At 32.7% G+C, this 24,481-nt stretch carries 16 protein-coding genes; 14 read left to right on the forward strand and 2 right to left on the reverse strand.

The window, feature by feature from the left end; all coding sequences use genetic code 11:
• Positions 1-143 precede the first annotated feature (143 nt).
• The 6 genes from DWW96_RS00385 to DWW96_RS00415 all read left to right on the forward strand — a co-directional run bounded on the left by DWW96_RS00385 (position 144) and on the right by DWW96_RS00415 (position 10,654).
• Positions 144-1,475 (forward strand): sodium-dependent transporter, encoded by a 1,332-nt coding sequence (locus DWW96_RS00385; RefSeq protein ID WP_117908284.1) that lies wholly within the window; start codon positions 144-146, stop codon positions 1,473-1,475.
• A 2-nt stretch (positions 1,476-1,477) separates the two neighbouring features.
• Positions 1,478-2,383, forward strand: a complete 906-nt coding sequence (locus DWW96_RS00390) for a hypothetical protein (RefSeq protein WP_117908286.1) — start codon at positions 1,478-1,480, stop codon at positions 2,381-2,383.
• Between the two features lie 208 nt (positions 2,384-2,591).
• Positions 2,592-3,329, forward strand: a complete 738-nt coding sequence (locus DWW96_RS00400; protein ID WP_022088991.1) for a LytTR family DNA-binding domain-containing protein — start codon at positions 2,592-2,594, stop codon at positions 3,327-3,329.
• Entirely contained in the window at positions 3,330-4,661 is a 1,332-nt protein-coding gene (locus DWW96_RS00405) for a sensor histidine kinase (protein WP_022088992.1), read from the forward strand.
• A 182-nt stretch (positions 4,662-4,843) separates the two neighbouring features.
• The gene (locus DWW96_RS00410) at positions 4,844-10,246 is read left to right on the forward strand and encodes a lectin-like protein (protein ID WP_117908288.1); all 5,403 of its coding nucleotides are present in this window, start codon (positions 4,844-4,846) and stop codon (positions 10,244-10,246) included.
• 177 nt (positions 10,247-10,423) lie between these two features.
• On the forward strand, positions 10,424-10,654 hold the full coding sequence (locus DWW96_RS00415) for a purine biosynthesis protein PurH (protein WP_117908290.1): 231 nt from the start codon (positions 10,424-10,426) through the stop codon (positions 10,652-10,654).
• Between the two features lie 42 nt (positions 10,655-10,696).
• On the opposite strand, the gene DWW96_RS00420 is transcribed toward DWW96_RS00415, so the two are convergent.
• The gene (locus tag DWW96_RS00420; RefSeq protein ID WP_117908292.1) at positions 10,697-11,449 is read right to left on the reverse strand and encodes a class I SAM-dependent methyltransferase; all 753 of its coding nucleotides are present in this window, start codon (positions 11,447-11,449) and stop codon (positions 10,697-10,699) included.
• 177 nt (positions 11,450-11,626) lie between these two features.
• Here DWW96_RS00420 and DWW96_RS00425 point away from each other — a divergent pair, with 177 nt between their 5' ends.
• From DWW96_RS00425 to DWW96_RS00460, 8 genes are all read left to right on the forward strand, one after another.
• Complete coding sequence (locus DWW96_RS00425; protein WP_117908294.1) at positions 11,627-13,816, forward strand: ATP-dependent helicase; 2,190 nt, start codon at positions 11,627-11,629, stop codon at positions 13,814-13,816.
• 158 nt (positions 13,817-13,974) lie between these two features.
• The gene (locus tag DWW96_RS00430; protein WP_117908296.1) at positions 13,975-15,570 is read left to right on the forward strand and encodes a peptide chain release factor 3; all 1,596 of its coding nucleotides are present in this window, start codon (positions 13,975-13,977) and stop codon (positions 15,568-15,570) included.
• A gap of 425 nt (positions 15,571-15,995) precedes the next feature.
• Positions 15,996-16,484: a sigma-70 family RNA polymerase sigma factor gene (locus DWW96_RS00435; protein WP_117908298.1), complete on the forward strand. Its 489-nt coding sequence runs from the start codon at positions 15,996-15,998 to the stop codon at positions 16,482-16,484.
• Entirely contained in the window at positions 16,477-16,875 is a 399-nt protein-coding gene (locus tag DWW96_RS00440; RefSeq protein ID WP_117908300.1) for a hypothetical protein, read from the forward strand. Before DWW96_RS00435 ends, DWW96_RS00440 begins: the two co-directional genes overlap by 8 nt.
• Before the next feature lie 241 nt (positions 16,876-17,116).
• Positions 17,117-17,434, forward strand: coding sequence for an HIRAN domain-containing protein (locus DWW96_RS00445; protein ID WP_117908302.1), 318 nt, complete (start codon positions 17,117-17,119; stop codon positions 17,432-17,434).
• 204 nt (positions 17,435-17,638) lie between these two features.
• Entirely contained in the window at positions 17,639-19,234 is a 1,596-nt protein-coding gene (locus tag DWW96_RS00450; RefSeq protein WP_117908303.1) for a type I restriction-modification system subunit M, read from the forward strand.
• 3 nt (positions 19,235-19,237) lie between these two features.
• Entirely contained in the window at positions 19,238-20,509 is a 1,272-nt protein-coding gene (locus tag DWW96_RS00455) for a restriction endonuclease subunit S (protein ID WP_117908305.1), read from the forward strand.
• On the forward strand, positions 20,497-23,448 hold the full coding sequence (locus tag DWW96_RS00460; protein WP_117908307.1) for an HsdR family type I site-specific deoxyribonuclease: 2,952 nt from the start codon (positions 20,497-20,499) through the stop codon (positions 23,446-23,448). Before DWW96_RS00455 ends, DWW96_RS00460 begins: the two co-directional genes overlap by 13 nt.
• Positions 23,449-23,529: 81 nt before the next feature.
• On the opposite strand, the gene DWW96_RS00465 is transcribed toward DWW96_RS00460, so the two are convergent.
• Positions 23,530-24,459, reverse strand: coding sequence for a site-specific integrase (locus DWW96_RS00465; RefSeq protein WP_117908309.1), 930 nt, complete (start codon positions 24,457-24,459; stop codon positions 23,530-23,532).
• Between the last annotated feature and the right edge of the window lie 22 nt (positions 24,460-24,481).

Genomic DNA, 24,481 nt, shown 5'->3' on the forward strand with positions numbered 1-24,481 from the left:
ACAAAGAAGTAATAAAATTAGTAATTTTCCGAACCAAATTACATTACCTAATTATAACATATTGAGTAAAATTTAACTATAATAATCCCTATAATGTGATACAATATTTAAGGTACGATTGAAAAAGGAAAGGATAAAAATTAATGGAAAAAAAGAGGGACGGGTTTAAGAGTAGAACAGGCTTTGTAATTGCATGCATAGGGTCGGCAGTAGGAATGGGAAATATATGGAGATTTCCTTATATGGTGTCAGACTGGGGAGGTATGACATTTTTAATCCCATACGTTTTATTTGTTATTTTAATTGGAGCAACAGGGCTTATCGAAGAAATGGCGCTTGGAAGAGCTGCTAAAGGTGGACCTATTAAAGCATTTGGCAAATGTACTGAAGTTAGGACAGGTAATAAAAGAATCGGAGAAGTGATTGGTGCACTTCCGGTTATCGGTTCATTAGCATTAGCAATAGGATATACGGTAGTTGTAGGATGGATATTTAAATATACATATTTAGCAATTACAGGTCAGCTTTCTGATATGGGACATGATATGGATGCTATTGGCGGAATGTTTGGAAGTACAGCAACAAATTTTGGTAATAATTTATGGCTTGTAATCGCAGTAATTGTTACAGCCGTAATAATGGCATTTGGAATTGCCAGTGGTATCGAAAGGGCAAACAAATTTATGATGCCACTTCTTTTTGTATTATTTTTGGGATTAGGAATTTATGTATTTACGCTTCCGGGTGCAAGTGATGGATATAAATACATATTTACAATAAATCCTAAAGGATTGCTTGACCCGAGATTGTGGATTTATGCATTTGGACAGGCATTTTTCTCATTATCAATAGCGGGAAATGGAACAGTAATTTATGGTTCATATTTAAGTGAATCAGAAAATGTAGTAAGTTCTGCAAGAAACGTAGCAGTATTTGATACAGTAGCAGCATTACTTGCAGCATTTGTAATAATTCCGGGAATGGCTGTTGGTGGAGCAGAATTGTCTTCAGGCGGACCGGGACTTATGTTTATCTATCTTGTAAATGTATTTAATGGAATGTCGGGTGGAAAGATTGTAGGAATAATTTTCTATATTTGCGTTTTATTTGCGGGAATGAGTTCTCTTGTAAATTTATATGAGGCACCGATAGCAACATTAGAAGAAAGATTAAAATTTAAAAGACCGGTAGCTGTTTTGAGTATAGCGGTAGTTGGGTGCGCAGTTGCGCTTGTTATTCAGGGGATTGTTTCAGGATGGATGGATGCAGTATCAATTTATATTTGTCCATTAGGTGCAATGCTTGCAGCAATTATGTTCTTCTGGGTTGCAGGGAAGGATTTTGCAATTAGTGCAGTAAATAAAGGCAATAATAAGCCGATTGGCAAATGGTTTATGCCACTTGGAAAATATGTGCTTGTACCATTAGCGTTTATAGCACTTGTGGCCGGAGCAATGCTTGGAGGAATAGGCTGATAATGTTAAACAAAGAAACAGCATATTATCATCTTCCCGGATTATTTGAATTTTACGGGTTGTACCGTGAGTTTTTGCCATTGTTTCGTGAACATAGAGAATATTTTTACGACTGGTGCGATATAGGTTCTATATATGGAGCTCCGGCAGATTGTGCTTGGGGCGGAGGCCGTGTCGGATTTGGAGAAAATAATCCAAAAGAAGTTTTAGCATTAATGAAGGAATATGGCATTTCAGCAAGACTGACATTTAGTAATTCATTGTTGAGAAATGAACATCTTTCAGATAAGAAATGCAATGACCTATGCTCTATGTTTGAAGAAAAGAATGGAATACAAAATGGTGTGATAATTCACTCAGATTTGCTATTAGATTATTTAAAAAATAAATATCCTGAATTTTATTTTGTCTCATCAACAACTAAGGTGTTAACTGATTTTGAACAATTAAAAAATGAGATAAATAGAGATGATTTTCTTTATGTTGTTCCGGATTTTCGGTTAAATAAAGAATTAGATAAATTGAATAGGTTATCAGAAAAGCAGAAGGATAAAGTCGAATTTTTATGCAATGAATGCTGTTGGTTTGGTTGCACTGACAGAAAAAAATGTTATGAAACTGTAAGTCGCAAAAATTTAGGAGAAAAATTCAAAGAGTATCGTTGCGTGGCTCCTGATGCAGAGAGTGGCTATAAATTTTCTAAAGCAATGACAAATCCCGGTTTCATTGGTATAGATGATATAAAAAATATTTATATGCCTATGGGCTTTTCAAATTTTAAAATTGAAGGACGAAGCTTAGGAAGTGCTTTGATTCTGGAATTTTTACTTTATTATATGACTAAGCCTGAGTATCAGATTCATGTCAGAGAAAGAATTTACTTGGACAACATGTTGGATTTATTTTAAAAGTAGCATAGTAGCCTGGTATTTGGTTTGTGACTTGGATTTTATCCCAAAAAGATGTTATGTATTTAAGCAAATTTTATTTATATAAATCTGAGCGAGGAAATGGATATGCACGTTAAATGTTGGAATTTGTCATTAAAAATGCAAAGGAACTTAAATTAAATGGCATAGTTAATAACTATATGTTATTAGGAATAAGGAGAAGGACATGAAAATAGCTATCGTTGATGATAATGAGGATGACAGAAAGAGACTGCAAGAGGAAATTACAAAAATTTGCGATAACAAATCAAGAAAAGATTTTGAAATCACAGAATTTTTTAGTGGAGAAGATTTTATAAATTTAATAGAGAAAAATGAAAACAAAAAATATTTTGACATTGTATTCTTAGACATTTATATGAATGGAATTACAGGAATTGAAACGGCAAAGAAACTAAGAGAAACAGACAATCAGTCAAAGATAATATTTATCACAACAAGTAATGAATTTGCCAGTGAAAGCTATGAAGTTAAAGCATATGACTATCTGATAAAACCATTTAGTAAAGAACGTATACTTAAAACTATGGAAAGAATATCTGAGGATGAAAAGAATAATAAAAAAATATTAGATTTACCGGATGGACAGATTATACCAATTGATTCTTTATTATATACAACTTTTTCAGGGCATTATGTAACAATTTATCTGATTGATGGAAACAAAATCCAATTAAGATGCACACAGAAAAATTTTGAAGCATGTATACAAGAACATAAGGAACTTATTCAATGCTTTAAAGGAATAGTAGTTAATATTACAAAAGTAGATGGGCTTGAGGAAGACAGATTTAAACTGATAAATAAAGAATATGTTCCAATTAGCAGGAGAAAATATGCAGAAGTAAAGAAATCTTACACAGATTATCTGATAGAGAGATTAAGACAAGGGGAGGATATATAAATGTCTAATTTAAGAATATTTGAGATAATATTATATTCGTGTCTTAATTTAATTCCATACTTAGGACTTGCAATTTATCCCTTTATTGATAAACTACGTTTTTCAAAGAAAACAACAATGTTTTTTGCAATTATTCTTACGATATTTCAAAATGCGATGGGGATATATGCAACAACCTGTTCGCAAAGTCAGAAAGGACTTATTTCCCTAATAAGTACGGTAAGTTATGCAGCGTTCTATTTTATTGCCATAAAAGATTATTTTGGAAAACTTGTATTTGTGCTTCTTATAGTATCAAATTTTGCTAATTTTATTGTAATGGCAGGAAAATGCATGGAAGGTCACATATTCCCACAAATGGCCATACAGAATAACCGTTGGACATTTTCATTATGCACAATAATTGTGCAGATAATATTTGTACCAATTATATTTATATACTTTAAAAAATATATAAAAGGTCTTGCAGACATTAAAATTAATGGAAAAATGTGGAGATACCTATGGATGATACCTGCCACATTTTATTTATTCTGGTATCACGGTCTGTATTTTAACTCTAAATCTTCATTGGAACTTGCTTTAAATTATGTCAGTCTAATATTTACATTTTTAGTAAATGTAGGTGCGCTTTTGGTATATGGAGTATTAATCAGTGCAATGTTTGAATTTGAACACAATTTAAAACTGCGTGATGAAAATAAGCAGCTTGCACTTCAGAATCTTCGTTATGACGAAATGAAAAAACAGATGGATGCAACAAGAAGGGCAAGACATGACTTGAGACATCACATAAGTGTTGTACATGCAATGGCACAGAATAATGAATGCAAAAAAATAGAAGAGTATCTGGGAAAATATCTTAAGCATTCATATTTGAAAAATCCAATTGTATATTGTGGAAATTTTGCATTAAATACGGTGCTTGTATATTATGTGCAGGAGGCTGAAAAATCAGATATAAGTATAAATGTAGATGTTTCTATTCCAAATGAAGTAAATATCAGCGATTCAGATTTGACAGTGTTATTTGGAAATTTGCTCGAAAATGCTATTGATGCATGCAAAAATATAGAAATAGAAAAAAGAAAAATTGATTTAAAAATACATAAACCAAATGCAGAAGCAATAGTATTTTCAATAGATAATACATTTGACGGAAATATAAAAATGAAAGGAAACAGATTTTTGTCAACAAAAGAAAATGGTAGTGGAATAGGAATTGAATCCGTAAAATATGTTGTAAATAAATATGAAGGAGATATTAAAATAGAAATTAACGAAAAGAAATTCTGTGTTAGTGGAGTATTATTGCAACCACCTGAAATATAAAGAAAATATAGAAATAAAAAGGATACCGGCTTTATATGAGTCAGGTATCTTTTTTATTACAACCACTTGATGCCTAAAATTAACCGTTTGACGCCAGAACATAGAATTGAAATATAGTCTTATTCTATAATAAAACATGAAGTAAATTGGAAAAATATACATATCTAAATGGGAGGGCAAATATGAGAAAAAAAGTGACACGATTTTTAAGTATGACACTACCGTTGGCAATGATTTTTACTAATAATTTCATGCCTGTCAGTACATATGCAGCTACTGATAATAGTGAAGAAAACGTAATGTATGCAGACAATATAGCATATGACAAGACTACAGGACACTTGTATAAATTGACAAGTGAGGAAGGAAATTATGAGCGGGTTTTGGCTTTGGCAAAAGAAAGCGGAGGCTATCTTGCATGTATTTCCAATGCAAGGGAAAATGACATCGTTGCGAATGTTATTTCAGAGCAAGGTGCTAATACATCATCTTATATTGGACTTATAAGAAATGAAGAAAATCTTGATGAATGGCTGTGGGCAGATGGAAGTGAAGTAAGTTATACTAATTGGAATGATGGCGAACCAAACAACAAGAATGAAAAAGCAGGAGAGGTTTACGATAATAAAAGATCAAATGGTGCAGGAAAGTGGAATGACTGCAATACGACTTCACTTCGCACAGGTGTTATAGAATATGATTCATGTATTCATCCTAAATCACAGAACGTTATAAAGGATAGAACTTTAGCTGACTGTGAACAGGGAGGGTATACCGGAGATGTTTACTGTGGATTTTGTAATGAAAAAATAAGTGACGGCGAAGAGATTGAAGCTAGAGGACATTCTGATGCAGTATTAGATGAAAGCACAGTTAAAGAAGCTACATGTACTGAAACCGGTTATTCGGGTGATAAGATTTGTCCTGTTTGCGACAAGGTATTAGAGCAGGGCAAAGTGCTTAAGGCAAATGGACACAAAGAGGCTGAACAGGTTAGAAATGCCAAAAAAAGCAGTTGCTATCAGAAAGGCTATACAGGAGATAAATACTGTGAAGTATGTGATGAAACTTTGCAGGAAGGAAAGGCAATTCCTAAGCTTGAGCATGAATACGAAAATGATGTATGTAAAAACTGCGGAAGAGTAAATAACGCTCAGGTAGACGTAACATATAGCTTAACGAAAACAATAGATTGTCCGTATACAGTATTTCAATTTACGGCACCTGAAAGTGGGGGATACACATTTACAGGAGATTCAGAATGGGATAGCTATGGATATCTTTACAAGGCAGATAAATTTAATGATTCCGTAATAAGTGCAGGAATGGAAATGTATTATGCCAGATTAAAGGACAATAATGCATCAACACCACGATTAAAAGATTATTGGATAAGTGATGATGATAGCGGAATTGGTCCAGCGCCTAAGATAACTGCAGAACTAACAAAGGGAGAGACATATTACTTTGTTTTTGGACCTTATATAACAGAATATGGAGATTTTAAGCTGACAATAACGTGTGCGCATACAAAAACGCATGTTGAAGGAAGAACACTTGAAAGCTGTGAGCAGGGAGGCTATACCGGAGATGTTGTGTGCGATATATGTGGAAAAGTAATAGAAAATGGCACTACAGTTGAACCTTCAGAGCATACGCCGGGTGATTTAGAGAATGCCAGAGAGAACAGTTGTTATTTAGACGGCTATACAGGAGATAAATACTGTACGGTATGTAATACGCAACTTCAGCAAGGAGAAGTAATTCCTAAACTTGAACATGAATACGAAGATGATGTATGTAAAAATTGTGGAAGAGTAAATAATGCTCAGTTAGATATAACATACACTTCAAAGACAACAAAAGATTATCCGTATACAGTATTTCAATTCACGGCACCGGAAAGTGGAAGATACACATTTACAGGAGATTCAGACTGGGACAGCTATGGATATCTTTACAGGGCAGATAAATTTAATGATTCCGTAATAAGTGCAGGAATGGAAATGTATTATGCCAGATTAAAGGATAATAATGCATCAAGACCACAATTAAAAAACTATTGGATAGGTAATGATGGTGGTAATAACCTGGCACCGAAGATAAATGTAGAACTAACAAAGGGAGAGACATATTACTTTGTTTTTGGACCTTATTCAACAGAATATGGAGATTTTAAGCTGACAATAACGTGTGTGCATACAAAAACGCATGTTGAAGGAAGAACGCTTGAAAACTGTGAGCAGGGAGGCTATACCGGAGATGTTGTATGCGATACATGTGGAAAAGTAATAGAAAATGGCACTACAGTTGAACCTTCAGAGCATACGCCGGGTGATTTAGAGAATGCCAGAGTGAACAGTTGTTATTTAGATGGCTATACAGGAGATAAACACTGTACGGTATGTAATATGCAACTTCAGCAAGGAGAAGTAATTCCTAAATTCGAACACGAATATGAAAATGATGTATGTAAAAACTGTGGAAGAATAAGAAATGTACAGAAGAATAAAGTATATGATACTCAAATAACTAAAGACTTACCAATTCAGGTAATAGAATATACTGCAGATAAGGATGAATATGTTAGTTTTTATTGTAGTAATAAAACCGGTTGGGACAGTTATGGATTCTTATTTGATTCAGAGAATTATAGTGATGAAATGATAAGAAATGAGCTTGATAAATTCTTTGATGAAGACGAATACAAAATACGATTTAATAATGCTCTTGACTCTGATGATGATGGTGGAAACAATGGAGCTCCACAGGTTGAATACGAGCTTACTAAGGGTGAAAAATATTATTTTGTAGTTGTACCTTATGGCTATAATGATGAGTATGAATATGGCGAATTTACCATAACTGTTGGTTGTGCACATTATAATATTCATGTAGAAAATAAAACAATTAATAGTTGTGAAGAAGGAGGTTATACCGGAGATATTATCTGTGATGATTGTGGAGAAACAGTAGAAGAAGGAGTAACCATAGAACCTCACAGTGAACATTCTTATTATGAATATAACAGAAAAGATGCAACGTGTAATGAATATGCAAAGACTTATTACAGATGTAGGTATTGCAATGCTAAGAAAACTGAAATAGATACTAATGCAGGATATGGTTCACATAAATATGAATTTGTAGGTAGCATAGAAGCAACATGTACAACAGACGGATATCTTGGAGATTACAAGTGTATATATTGTGGAGAAGAAAGTGAAAATCAGCCTACAAATAAAATTATAAAAGCATATCATGATTATCCGGAAGGAAGCAGAAATCAATATTTTATATATGATTATAATATGGTCAAGGCAACATGTGAAAAGGATGGTTATACCGGCGATGTATACTGCCCAATTTGTAAAGAAACAATAGAAAAAGGCAAAGTAATAAACAAATTAGGTCATTCATTTAAAGATGGTGTTTGCGAGGAATGTGGTGCAGAAGAAGAATTCGTAAAACAACAAAAAGACGGATATTTTGAAATTACTACATTTGAAGACCTGATATTATATTTGAAAAATATTTACAGTGGTATTAATGGAAAACTTATGAGTGACATTACATTCCCTGAAAACTATGAGGATGAAGATGATCTTATAGGAAATGTGAATGCAGTAAATATTATTTTTGATGGTAATGGCCATTCGATATCAGGAATCAACCAAAGAGGAGAAAACAGACCATTATTTAATTTTGTTTATTCTAGTGAAATAAAGAACATTAATATTAAATATGTAAATGAAAACTTTACAAGTGGAATGGCTGCAGACATAGCAATTGGAGCAAAAAATTCAGTTTTTAGAAACTGTAGTGTTAGTGGTAACAAAAATCTTAATAACCTTAATGACTGTTTATCAGCAATGGTTTGTTTTGCGGATAATTGTAAATTTATCGGTTGCACAAATAATGCTAATGTTACAGGTACGGGATCAGGTGGAACAGCAGCAGGAATTGCATATATAATAACTGAAAATACTATTGTAGAAGATTGTGTGAACAATGGAAAATTATCTATGCAAAATGGCATGGCAGCAGGAATTGCAGTCAATGTATATTCAAGCACAATTAAGAACTGTATAAATAATGGTAGTATTAATGGCTATAATATAGCAAGCGGAATAGTAATTGATGTTCAGGGAGAACTTATTCCGGGGACAACTGAGATATCAGGTTGCATAAATAAGGGAAGAATAGAAGCAAATAGTTACTATGATCATTATGCATCCGGAATCTGTTCTAAATATAAAGGTAATTTTGATTCACCGGGGAAACTAATAATAAGTAATTGTGTAAATGAAGGATATGTCAAAGGTGGTACAGTAGCCGGAATTATTTGTGAAGCCAATGGAAAGTTAGAAATAACAAGTTGTGAAAACAATGGAAATATTGATGGAGATGATAGCGCAGCAGGAATCTGTGAATATATAAATAATGCACAGAATCACAACAAAATAAAAATTAGTAATTGTAAAAATAACGGAGATATATCAGCAGAAAGTGCAGCCGGAATAGTTGATTATGGATATTACTTTGATATTAACAATTGTATAAATAATGGAAATATTTTATCTGACAGATATGGCGGAGGAATATTAGCATATGTATATGGTGTAAATGGTTCTGAATTAATTAATAATGGCGATATAAATGCATACGAATATGCCGGAGGAATTTGTGCATATGATGAAGGAAAATCAACGTATGATAAATTATACAATTCAGGAAAAATTGATACTAGAAATATTGCAGCAGATAAGAATAGTCTTGTAAATTCTGATGAAGAAATAAACGTAACTAACTCAGAAGAAAAACATGTACATAACTATGATAGCGAAGCAAATATTATTAAAGCAACATTAGAAGCTGACGGTTACAGGGAATTTAAGTGTTATTGTGGTGACAGTAAAAAAATTGCAATAAGCAGAATTGATAGTGTTAATATTTCAAATGAAAAATATGAATACACTGGAAATTCAATTGCATTACCAACAGTAACAGTTACTGATGCAGCCGGTGAAATTGTATCAGACCAGTATTATACAGTTACATTTAAAAATAAAACTACAGGTGCTGCGGTTACTGAAATTAAGGACGCAGGAACATATGAGGTTATAGTAACATTTAATACATTATATGAAGGTGAAGTTGCAAAAGAAATTACAGTTGTAAATAATTCCGGAACAACTCCGGTAGATACAACACCGGGAGGTACAAATAATTCCGGAACAACAAATGTAAGCAATTCTGATACAACAAACAAAACAGACAATGATAACTCTGTTACAAAACCGGGCAAAGTTAAGAAGGTGACAACAAAGGTTAATAAGAAAAAGAGTGTTATCATTAAATGGAGAAAACAGAAAGCTGTTACAGGATATCAGATTAGATATTCAGTTAACAAAAAGATGAAAAAAGCAAAAATTAAAACTATTACAAAGAATAATGCAAAAACTGTTCTTAAAAAATTGAAACCTGGAAAATACTTTGTTCAGATTCGTGCATACAAAGTGGTGAACGGAAAGAAAGTAGCAGGAAAATGGAGCAGTAAAAAGGTTGTAAAAGTAAGTAAATAATGTATAATCTAGAAAGAGGGTCAGATTTATCTGGCTCTCTTTTAAAGTAAAATTTGCAACGAATAGCCGTCGATTAAAGAGAGGGCAAATATCATATTATTAAGGGAAAAAGCAAATTAGATTATAATTACATAAAAATTAGAACAGCGTAAATAACATAATATTAGGAGAGAAAGCATGTCAGGATATTTAATAAAAGATACAACAAGAGAAGAAAGAAAAAAGATAGTTGAGGAGTCGCTTGGAAACATAGAGGCTAACTGTGACGGATGTATGGCCGGACTTGCTGAAATGTATAATGATTACATTGATGGAAAGAGAGAAATAAGAGATATCAATATGGAATTTAATGCAAGATATGTTAAAGGCGATATGGAAAAAGATAATGGAAGAAGTTGCCCAATGTAGATGGGCAAACTACTCCGTTATTTAAAATAATTATTACAATATTTACAATTTTTTCTGAAGTAAAAACAAGCGGTTCATACCATCCTGCCACGGATAAGGAAATTCAAGATAGCGAATAATTTCATAATGTTTTTCAAAACTTTGCTTCCATGAAGCAGTATCCAACTCACGATATCTAAGAACGCCATTCTCCTCGAAAAGATTATCCTTTATCTGAGTGAATCCCCATGCCTTCATATCAGATTTCTCATAATATGGATTGAGTTTAACGAACATAAGTCCTGAAGGAACAAGCAAATCCGTAAGCCGTCTAAAAGTCTTTAAAGCAACATCCTGAGGCATAACATCTAAAACGTTAGACAAAATAATACCATCAAAACTATTACTATTATAATTATCAAAAAAAGAAATATCGCCAATTTGGAAATCAAGATTGTGATAATTGTTTACGGAAGCAAATTTTTTAGCAAATTCAATTCCTATTTCAGATAAATCCACTCCTAGTCCTGAATCTGTATTTCCAAATTCATAGCACTGAAAAAGAATATCTCCTGTTCCACAACCAAAATCTAATATGTTTTTGCATTTGCTTGCAAATATATCAAGGCAAATATCAAACATAGGCTCAACAGATAATGATTTTCCCTTTAAATCTACAATTTTACAATTAGAATAAACATCATTCCACATGTTTATTGAACGGTCGTAATCACGCTTGATAAAGTCTCCATTATTAGCGGTATTGTCAGAAGAATCGGATAATTTGTTGATATTTTTTTGAAATTTTGATTCCATTTTAATTCACCCCACTTCTAAGAAAAAAAATGATTGATAATAGAATAATTATAACTTATTAAAATATATTTTGTTATATTTATTTTTACAAGTATACAATTTTATCTTTATTTTTGATATAGTGAATAGTGAGATTGTAGAGGAACTAATGATGAAAATGGGGAGAGGAAAAAAATTATGACATTACAGGAATTTATTACCAAATTCAATGTAAAATTAAATAAACAACAGTTAGAGGCAGTGCAGAGCGTTGAAAAACCTACACTGCTTTTAGCTGTGCCGGGAAGCGGAAAAACCACGGTTTTGGTTACCAGATTAGGATATATGATTTACTGCTTAGGAATTCGTCCGGAAGAAATCCTAACAGTTACATATACTGTGGCTGCAACAAATGATATGCGAAAAAGATTTGCATCTATATTTGGAGACGAACTTGCTGCAAGACTTGAGTTTAGAACCATAAACGGAATATGTGCAAAAATAATAGGATATTGTGAAATATGTGTTGGGAAAAAAGCATTTGATTTGTTGACTGATGAGGGATATAAAACAAAGCTTTTGTCTGCAATTTACACAGAACTCGTTCATCAATATCCGACAGAAAGCGATTTGAAAAACATAAGCACATTAATTACATACATAAAAAATATGCAGCTTTCAAAAGAAGAGATAGATAAAGTTGGTAACGAACAGGACATACCACTTTTAAAAATTTATAGCGCATATTGTGATGAAATGAAAAAGCAATCACTTATGGATTATGATGACCAAATGGTGTATGCCCTGACTATGCTAAAAGTATCGCCACAGATTTTAGAATATTTTCAGGAAATGTATAAATATATTTGTGTGGATGAGGCACAGGATACCTCTAAAATTCAGCATCAGATTATCGCCTTACTTGCAAGTAAATATAAAAAAGTATTTATGGTAGGAGACGAAGACCAAAGTATTTATGGGTTTAGGGCAGCCTACCCTGAGGCACTTCTTTCATTTGAAAAAAATTATGATAATGCAAATGTATTACTAATGGAAGAAAATTTCAGGTCAAATGCAAAAATAGTTGATGCTGCGGATAAATTTATACAGAAAAATAAATTCAGGCATGAAAAACATATGAAAGCATTTAGAGAATCAGGGACTGAAATACAGAAAATTCATTTGAAAAACCGACGTGCACAATATAGTTATCTGGCAAAAGTAGCTGAAAATACAGATGTAGAGACAGCGGTGCTTTACAGGGATAATGAGAGCATTATTCCGGTGGTTGATTTGTTAGAAAGAAAAGGAATTGCATATAGAATTAAAAATGCTGACCTGACTTTTTTCTCGCATAGGGTTGTGATGGACATAAAAAATATTATCAGATTTGCAATGGAGCCAACGAATACAGAAATTTTTATGCAAATGTTTTACAAGATAAATACTTATATGAGTAAAGCCGTGGCAACACAAGTATGTAAAATAAGTCAGGAAAGAGGAATTACAATTTTTGATGCAGCCATTGATTATGGAGATGTTCCCGCGGGTACACGTAAAAGTGTAAAAGCGATGCAGACACATTTGAAAAGAATGCTTGAAGAAAGTGGAGGTAAGGCAATTTATAGAATTATACATTCTATGGGATATAAGGAATATTTAGACAGGTCAAATATAAAGGATAGCAAATTAAGTATAATTCAGGCAATCGCATATAATGAGCCGTCTGCATTAGCTTTAATAAACAGATTAGATGAACTTGCGATGCTTATAAAAGAAAAGCCTTACGATAATGGATGCAAATTTATTTTATCAACAATTCATTCAAGCAAAGGTTTAGAGTATGACAAAGTATACATAATGGATGCAGTTGATGGAATTTTTCCTGAAAATGTTATAGCAAATTATGAAACATGCAAAGCAAAAGGCGAAGAGGCAAAAGAGTATGAAGAAGAAAGAAGACTTTATTACGTAGGTGTAACCAGGGCAAAAAATGAACTTTGCATATTTGAATTTGACGACGGTTCTACATTTACAAATGAGTTGCTTGGAATCGAAAATAAAAATAGTGCAAATTCTAGTGATATATATGGAATAACAGGTATATCGTCAACCCGAAGTATGTCAAAATCATCGTCTTATAAAAATAACATAGATTTAACTAAACCAACTTCTTATCAGAAAACGGAAACGAAACGCAAAAAAATTACGGAGTCTGAATATGCCGATAAAATAGAAGAAATTTATTTGACAGGAACAGTTATGCATAAGAAGTATGGTTTAGGTAAAGTACTTAAAATATCCGGTGATTTGCTTGAAATCGAGTTCGATGGAAGAGTAACAAAATGCAAATTAAAGTTTATGATGGAACATTCGCTGATTGAGTAAATTACGCAGGTTGTCTTGTGGAAAAGAAAATAATTGTATATAATTGTGAGAGTGCTTGGCACGGAACAATCCGTAGGAATCAAAGTCGGGGAAGTTTGCCACGACAACATATAATGATGTCGGCACAATTTAGTTAAAATAAACATTTGGAGAATAAAATGGACGAAAATTTGAAAAAAGAAATAGAAAACAGAAGAACATTTGCAATCATTTCCCACCCGGATGCAGGTAAGACAACGTTAACAGAAAAATTTCTGTTATACGGAGGTGCAATTAACACAGCCGGTTCAGTAAAGGGAAAGGCAAATTCAAAATATGCGGTTTCTGACTGGATGGGAATTGAAAAGGAAAGAGGAATTTCAGTTACTTCATCAGCATTGCAGTTTAATTATGAAGGATATTGCATTAACATTTTGGATACTCCGGGACATCAGGATTTCTCGGAAGACACATACAGAACTTTAATGGCAGCAGACTCAGCAGTAATGGTAATTGATGCTTCAAAGGGTGTTGAAGCACAGACAATTAAGCTTTTCAAAGTTTGTGTAATGAGACATATTCCAATTTTCACGTTTATCAATAAGATGGATTTGGAAGCAAGGGACCCATATGAACTTTTAGAAGAAATTGAAAATGTTTTAGGAATAAAGACTTGTCCCATAAACTGGCCAATAGGTTCAGGTAAAAGATTTAAAGGTGTTTACGATAGAGATACAAAGAAAATATCAATGTTTCAGGCAGTATCTGTCGGTGGTGCAAAAAGTGCAGCAGAAACAACTTATGATTTAGAAGACGAAGCGTTCAAAGGTGAAGTTGGGGATGAATTATATGACCAGCTTATGGATGATGTAGAATTGTTGGACGGAGCAAGTGAACCATTTGATCAGGATTTGGTTGATAAAGGTGAATTATCTCCGGTATTCTTCGGTTCAGCTTTAACTACATTTGGTATAGAAACATTTTTGGAGCATTTCTTAAAAATGACAGAATCACCACTTCCAAGAATGTCAGATATAGGACTAATAGATCCTATAACAGAACCTTTTTCAGGATTTGTATTTAAAATTCAGGCAAATATGAATAAGGCACATCATGACAGAATTGCATTTATGAGAGTATGTTCGGGCAAATTTGATGCCACAAAAGATGTGTTCCATGTACAAAGTGGAAAGAAAATGAAATTATCAAGACCGCAGCAGATTATGGCACAGGATAGAAAAGTAATTGATGAGGCTTATGCAGGAGATGTAATCGGTGTATTTGATCCCGGAATTTTCTCTATTGGCGATACAATTTGCACTCCGGGCAAAAAATTCACTTACGAAGGAATACCTACATTTGCACCAGAACATTTCTGTCGACTTGTAGCACTTGATTCTATGAAGCGTAAGCAATTTATGAAAGGTGTAACGCAGATTGCTCAGGAAGGTGCGATACAGATTTTCCAGGACTACAATCTTGAAATGTCTGAAATTATCGTGGGTGTTGTAGGAACACTTCAGTTTGATGTGTTAAAATACAGAATGGAAAATGAATATAGCTGTGATGTAAGACTTGAACCATTGCCATATGGTCATATAAGATGGGTCAAAGACCCGGCTACAGATTTAAACAGCATAAAATGCCCAAGCGATACAAAGCGAGTTAAGGACATGAAAGGAAATCCTTTGATTTTATTTACAAATGAATGGTCAATAAGACTTTTATTGGAAAGAAATGAAGGAATTGAACTTACTGAATTTAAGAAGAATTAGATTGATTGGAAAACCGGTTCTGGAAACTTGTAATTTAATTTATAAATGAGTTAAGGAAACTGTTTCTGGAAAACTTGTAATTTAATAAAATCGAATTAAAGAAAATATAAAAAGGATGGAATCTTTGTTATGGGATTTCGTCCTTTTTATATGTTAAAGTCTGGTCGCGGATTATGTAGATTAGAAATAAAGGGGGAATTTGTTGCTTTAACGGTATGTAAAATAAAAGCAGGCTTGAAAATTTCTCTTTTGAAAATTCCCAAATGAGTAATAAAAAAATGACATAATACAAGTTAGAGAATAAAACAAGCCTGTGCAACAGGATAAACAGGCAGGCACAGCCCGGCAAAAAAAAATGTGATATTATTCTTTCCTGAATTGTTATATTATTAGAAAGATCTTTCAAAGCAACAAGGAGGAAAGCAGTGGAAACGCAAAAGTACAAAGAATTTGTATCGGAATATGCAAATATGGTATTTAAAATTGCTTATAATTATTGCCGAAACAAATATGATGCCGAAGACATAGTCCAGAATACATTTTTAAAACTTTTACAATATAAAGGCGAATTTGCTGATGGTGAACATGCAAAAAGATGGCTTATAAGAGTGACTGTAAATGAATCAAAAAACATGTGTACATCATTTTGGCACAAAAGAATAGTTTCGCTGGAAGAATCCAAATCAGATGCCGAATTTTCTTTTGAAAATGAAGAAGAATCAGAACTATATGATGCAGTAATGAAGCTTGGCGAAAAATACAGAATAGTGGTTCATTTGTATTATTACGAAGAATATTCAGTAAAAGAAATCGCAGAAATATTAAATATAAAAGAGACTACAATTCAAACAAGACTTATGAGAGCTAGAGCAAAAATTAAAAGTATGGTCAAAGGAGATTGGTTAGATGAATAAATATAAAGAAATGTTTGACAAAATAAATATTTCAGACGAGTGTTTAAGAAAGGTGGAACATATGGAAAAGAATAATCACAAAATAAAGAAATTCAGAATACGTTATGTGGCGGTTGCAGCAGTTATGCTTGCTATATTCGCAATGACAGATGTTGTGTCTTATGCGGCAACCGGAAATGGAATAACAAAGCATGTCCATGTATTTTTGGATAACAATAGTGAAAAAAAAGAACTTAAAGAAAATGGCAAAGGAAAATACATTTACGAGGGCGAAGACAAGAAGTATGAGCTCGAAATGAATGAAGATGAAATGGAAAAAGAGGGCATAAATGCTGAGGTAAGTGTTGATGAAAGTAGCGGAGAGGTAAATATAGAACTAAAGGCAAAATAATCAAAAAAATAAATCTAAAAAAAATATATGTCGACAAACAAAAACAAACAAAAGAAGTCCACAGGCGAATTAAAATTATGAAATTCTCTTGTGGGCTGTTTTTATGCTTTAAAATAAGTGAAAACAGAACAGAGTTTCGAAAAAATAGCAAAATCGAGTCCTGAAAAAGGGACAGTGAATGTGAGAAAATGGAGTCATAAAAGGAAAAAGAAAAATAGCAGCTATAAAGGAGGAAAAAAAGATGGCAGATAAGATTTATTTTACAATTACAGGAACAGGATTTTTTGAAGGTGACGAATTTTTTGAAAAGGATATGGAAGTGTTTCTTGAGAAAGAACCGGACAACAAATATGACCACGAAGCAATTCTTGTAAAAATGCCGGGAATTGGAAAAGTAGGGCATGTGGCAAATAGTTGTAGTACAGTCATTGGCGAGTCATATAGCGCCGGACGTATTTATGACAAAATTGGCGACACAGCAGTTGGAAAAGTGCTTTACAAAATGCCAAGAGGAATTTTGTGTGAATTAGTAAAACCAGTAGATGAAATTAAATTTTAAAGAAGTTATTGGAATTAGAATTATGGTGTAGCTGAAATGGAAAATGATAGTACAAATAATGAAATAATGTATAAATAAGGAGGCAAATATAACAATGCAAAAGTTGTATAAAATAGCCACTTATAATATAATTAATAAATATTTACAATGTGATAAAAATGAATAAATAATTATTTGATTTACTAAAAATATAGGAGGACTAAAATGGCAGAAGGAAAAGATTTGTTGCAGGTTTTGTGGAGCGGAGCAGATGTATTAAGAGGTAAGATGGATGCAAATGAATACAAAACTTATTTATTAGGATTGGTATTTTATAAGTATTTATCAGATTCATATTTATCAAAAGTATATGATTTATTAAACGATGAAACACCAGATGATTTAGAAGAAGCACAGGAAGTTTATGATGATGTAATGAATAGTGAAGATGCCGAAGAACTATTGGCAGAATTGAAAGAATCATTACGTTATACATTGGACCCTGATATGACATATGTAAGCATATTGAAAGATGCTAAAAACAATTCTTTCAACAGAGAAAAATTACAGTCAGCATTTAATAGAATTCAGGAATCAGACGAATTATTTAATGGATTATTTGCAGATGTTGATTTGTATTCAAACAGGCTTGGAACCGGAGACCAAAAACAGAGTGCAACAATAGCAGAAGTGATAAAAGTGTTAGATGGTGCAGATTTAATACATACAGAAGGCGATGTGCTAGGAAATGCATATGAATACTTAATAGGACAGTTTGCTTCTGAAACAGGAAAAAAGGCAGGGGAATTCTATACTCCACATGGTCCGGCACAGATACTATGTCGAATTGCAATGACAGGACAGGAAGATAAAAAAGGATTACAGGTATATGACCCTTGTATGGGTTCAGGATCATTAATGCTGAGCTGCAAAAATTATGCAAAAGAACCAGATTATATAAAATACTATGGACAGGAACTTATGCCATCAACTTATAATTTGGCAAGAATGAATATGTTTTTGCATGGAGTTTTGCCGGAAAATCAGCACTTAAGAAATGCTGATACATTAGATGCAGACTGGCCAACTGATGAAGAAACAGAATTTGATGTAGTTACAATGAATCCACCATATTCTGCAAAATGGTCTGCAGCAGAAGGATTTAAACAAGATGAAAGATTTATGGATTATGGTGGAAAGCTTGCACCAAAATCAAAAGCAGATTATGCATTCTTATTACACGGATTTTATCATTTAAAACAGACAGGAACAATGGCGATTGTTTTACCACATGGAGTTTTATTTAGAGGAGCAGCAGAAGGAACAATAAGAGAAACACTTTTGAAAAATGGTTCTATATATGCGGTAATTGGCTTGCCATCAAATATGTTTTATAATACTTCAATTCCAACATGTATTGTAGTATTGAAAAAGCATCGTGATGGACGAGATGTGTTGTTTATAGATGCATCAAATTTGTATGAAAAAGAGAAAAAGCAGAATGTTATGAAAGAAGAACATATTGATCGTGTTCTTGAATTATATAATAACAGAGAAAGTGTAGAGAAAGAAGCATACCTTGCATCTTATGAAGACATTGTGAAAAATGATTACAACTTGAATATACCACGATATGTAGATACTTCAGAAGAAGAACCAGAGATTGATTTAAAAGCACTTACGCTGAGAATGAGAGATACAGATAAAGAAATAAAAGAGGGTAATAATATGCTGTTAAGTATGTTAAAAGGCCTAAATTTTGACAGTGATGAAACTAGAGAATCAGTAGAAGAATTCATAAAAGTCTTAGAGGAGGTGTAAAATATGGCAGATATACCAAAAATAAGATTTAAAGGATTTACTGAACCTTGGGAACAGCGTAAGTTATCGGATGTAACAGCATGTATTAAGAATGGTTATACATACAAAGCTGATGGAAGTCGAGACCATAGATATAAGATTACAAGAATAGAAAGCATATCTTCCGGTGTCATAAACACTGAAAAACTCGGTTCCTCAGATGAGATAAATGAGAATTATAGACTTGTGGATGGGGATATACTTTTTAGCCATATAAATAGTCTACCTTATATTGCTAATACAGCCCTCTATACGGCGGATTTAGGTGAAATTTATCATGGAATGAACCTGCTAAATATACGTTCAAGACATGAAGAAATAGATTCCCATTTTTTACTTCATTTGCTCAAAAAGGAATCAACCAGAGATTGGTTTAGAATCATAGCAAAACCTGCGGTGAATCAAGCAAGTATATCCACAACAGAGGTTGGCGCGTTCGCATTTTTGATTCCAAGAATGGAAGAACAGAAGAAAATATCATCAGTATTAGATAACCTTGATAACCTTATCACTCTTCATCAACGTAAGTGTGATGACACAAAAGAATTAAAAAAATATATGCTTCAAAAAATGTTTCCGAAAAATGGAGAAAAATTTCCAGAAATCCGTTTTAAAGGATTCACTGAAGCTTGGGAACAGCGTAAGTTGGGGCACCTATGTGAAAGAGTCACCAGAAAAAATAAAAATAACGAATCCGATTTGCCACTGACAATAGCATCTCAATATGGCTTGATTGATCAAAGAGATTTTTTTAATAAGGTTGTCGCAGCAAAAGACATGTCAAATTATTACCTTTTGAAAAAAGGGGAATTTGCGTATAACAAAAGTTATTCTAAAGGATTTGATTATGGTTCAATAAAACGACTAAATGCCTATGAACAGGGATGTTTATCGACATTATATATATGTTTCGGGATAACATCAGACGATGTGGAATCAGATTATTTGGAATGCTTTTTTGATACTCTTAAATGGTATTCCGATATTACAATGATATGCGCAGAAGGTGCCAGAAATCATGGATTATTGAATGTTGATACAAAAGCATTTTTTGATGAGGTTACAATATCAATGCCTTCATCAAAGAAAGAACAGCGTATTATTTCTGCATATTTAAACAACCTCGACCACCTCATCACTCTTCATCAACGTAAGTGTGATACACTAAAAGAGTTAAAAAAATATATGCTACAAAATATGTTTCCAAAGAAAGGTAAGGGATTATGGCAGAATTAGAAGCAATAATTGAGAGAAGACTAATAGACCAACTATGTAGTGGTGAATCACAATGGACGTATAGACCGGATATCAGAAATGAAGAGCAATTATGGAAGAACTTTAAGTATATTTTAGAGCAGAACAATAAAGCAAAACTAAATGATACACCATTAAGTGAAAGTGAGTTTGCAAAGGTAAAGAATGATTTATCACATGCTTCATTTTATGATGCAGGGAAATGGCTAGTTGGCGAAAATGGAAAAGTTTATGTTCATGTACAAAGAGGCAATGAAACATTACATTTAGTCGTTATGAATAATGAGCACATTGCAGGCGGGACAAGTGTATATGAAGTTATAAATCAATATCAGGCGTTCAAAACAGAAGAAAATGACGAAAGGGACAGAAGATTTGACGTCACATTGCTTATTAATGGAATTCCTATGATTCATATTGAACTGAAAAATAAAGAACATTCATATATGGACGGATATAGGCAAATAAAGAAATATATAGCAGAAGGTAAATTTAGAGGTCTCTTTTCAAATATTCAAATGTTTGTTGTAAGTAATGCGGTAGATACAAAATATTTTTCGGCAGCAAGAGATACGGAATTAAATAAAAAATTTATTACAGGATGGATAGATGAAAAGAACTATCCTGTATGTGATTATATGGATTTTGCAAAGGCAGTATTAAAAATACCGGAAGCGCATGAAATGGTTACAAAATATACAGTTTTGGATAATGACAAAAAGAAATTGTTAATTCTGAGACCATATCAGATTCATGCAATTAAGGCAATGCGAAATGCATCAAAACAAGGAAAATCAGGATTTATTTGGCATACAACAGGTTCAGGAAAGACAATGACATCATATAAGGCTACAAGAAACCTGCTAATGGATATACCATCTATAGAAAAAACAGTTTTTTTGATTGATAGAAAAGATTTAGATATGCAGACAAAGATGGCATTTCAGTCTTATGCAGATAACGATACAATTGATGTAGATGATACAGATTATGTCGATACTTTAATTAAAAGAATGACTGATGGTAATAGGCAAATGATTGTTACAACAAGACAAAAAATGCAGACAATGATTAGCAATCGTTTGAAAGAAGGAACGAAAGAATATCAGATTATAAAGAATTTAAGAGTTGCTTTTGTAGTAGATGAATGTCATAGAGCAGTAACTCCTGAAACAAAAAGAAAATTGGAACAGTTCTTTAATAATTCTTTGTGGTATGGATTTACCGGAACACCTATTTTTGAGCAGAATAAATATGAACAAAAGGGAGACTTACCACAAACTACAGAACAGCTGTATGGAAAGTGTTTGCATAGTTATACGATAAAGGAAGCTATCCATGATGAGGCAGTCTTAGGCTTTATGGTAGAAAATCTTGGACCAAAGAATAAGGATGTAGATGAATCTGCCTATTTATCCGAAAAGCATATGAGAAATGTTTTAGACGTTATATTGAATCAATCTGCCACAAAATTGGGAATGCAGAATGGTAAAGGAAGAACATATGAGGGAATATTAACAGTTAAATCCATTTCAATTGCACAAAAATATTATGAATTGTTAAAGAAAATAAAAAATGGACAAGATGAGTTAAAGATAAGTGAAGATATTCAGAAAGCGTTACCGGATTTTCCTAAGTTTGCAATTACATACTCAATTTCAGAAAATGAAGAAGCATCTACTGTTAATCAGGATAAGATGAAAGAATCTTTAGAAGATTACAATGAAATGTTTGGAACAAATTACAAGCTTGAAGCGATAAATGCCTACAATAGTAACTTAAATGACAGATTAGCAAGAAAGGAAAAGAAATATCTTGAAAGAAGTCAGCAACTTGATTTGGTAATTGTTGTTGATAGATTGTTGACGGGATTTGATGCACCTTGTTTATCTACATTGTTTATGGATAGACCACCAATGACTCCACAGAATATAATTCAGGCGTTTTCACGAACTAATCGATTGTTTGATAGTAATAAGCAGTATGGGCAAATTGTAACATTCCAATCGCCTAAAGAGTTTAAAGATGCTATAAACAATGCATTGACATTATATTCTAGAGGTGGTGATGGAAAACCAGTGGCTGAGGATTGGGAAACTGTACTTGATAATTTCAATATATCTGTTAAGGCTATTCATGCTTTAGCAGAAACACCCGAAGAGATATCAGCATTGTCAAGACAACAAAAGAAATCGTTTGTTCATCTGTTTAGAGCATTAGACCATGATTTTGCACATCTTAAGGCGTTTTCAAATTACAATGAAGATATATTGAAAGAGTTAGAATTTTCACAGGAAGAATATGAAAACTATGCAGCAATGTATAACAATGTAATGGAGGAACTTAAGAAACCTTCAGATGACCCGGATGGAGATGGACCTGAATTAGATGAATATGATTTGATGGCTTATAGCAAGTTGCGTATAGATTTTGAATATATTATTGAATTGCTTCAAGGGGTTGTTGAATCTTTAGACCAGACAAAAGATGATTTTAAAGAATCTGATTTTGAATATAATATTAATGTATTAAGAGGTATTATCGATGATTATTATAAGGTTAATCCACAAATAAGTGAGCTACTAAAGATAATTATCGAAGATATCGAAAATGATAAGGAAAAGTATATAGGTCAGGACATATCCGTTATATTTAATCAGATGAAGTATAAAATTATCGATGATGCTATAAGGAAATTTGCTCAAAAATGGTATTTAGAAGATGAGGATGTTAAGTTTGAAGCATATAATTATAGAGATGGAATGCTTGCAAACGAAAACGTCCTAAAAGAAAAAACGGATTATAAAACTTATAAAGAAGAATCAGAAGAACCTATGCCAAAATACAAGTTTAGAAAAACTATGGTAGAAGAGTTTAAAAATGATTTAATGGAAGAAATAAGCCCATTGATTAATGAATAATATAATTATCAAGAAAGTAAAAGCTTGGAATTTTTTGAGTTTCCAAGCTTTTATTTATTAAAATCGGCGTGCATATTTTATTTAAGAAAGGTTAGATAATGACCTCATAATAATATCAATATCCTTACTTTCAAGTTCCTGTATAATATGGAGATATGTTTTTTGAGTTGTAGTCATACTAGCGTGCCCCAATCTCCTTGCAACACTGGCAATTGAAACTCCGGCAAATAGCAAAAGTGATGCATGCGTATGTCGTAATCCGTGAATTGAAATTACTGGAATACCAGTACTAATACAATGTCTTGCTAAAATATCATTTAGCGTAGAGTTGTATACTTTTTCTTTAACGAAAATTGGTTCGTTTTCAGGTAAATCTTTTATAAGTGAAGAAAACTGCATTACTGTCTGCCAATCAAGTTGGATTTTTCTCATAGAAGAAAGATTTTTTGTAGGAAGAAAACCACCGTTACCTTTGTAATTCCATGTCTTAGAAACAGTTAACATTTGATGAGACAAGTCAAAATCTTTAGGGGTTAATGCTAATGCTTCTGAAAATCTCATTCCTGTCTTAGCTACTAAAAGTATAAACCAATCCCAATTTATATTCTGTGATAAATCTAAAGACTCAATTAACTTATGTAGTTCAAATTGGTTAAGATACTTTTGCTTTTTTGCTCTAGGTTCTTTGCCTTTAATGATAGCTTTCCTTGTAGGGTCGCGGGAAATTAACCCCTCATCAACAGCATCTAATATTGCACATTTAATATGATGATGAAAATCCATAGTTGTTTGTCGTTCATGGTTTTGTGCATAATCGTTTAGAAGTTGCTGATAAGATATTCTGTCAATATCCCCAACAGTAAGAGTCGGAATTAATTTTACTAACCATTGATGTGCCATCTTATATTTGTTCATTGTTATAGGTCTTATAGCACCTTCCTTGTAAACAGTAATCCATTTTTTGTAGTAATCACAGAATAAAGTGTCACTACTGACTGTCGTTGTGTTCATTTGTAAGTCCTCCTTTTCATTA

The sequence above is a fragment of the Eubacterium sp. AF17-7 genome, assembly GCF_003461285.1.
In the GTDB taxonomy this organism is placed as follows: domain Bacteria; phylum Bacillota; class Clostridia; order Lachnospirales; family Lachnospiraceae; genus Eubacterium_U; species Eubacterium_U album.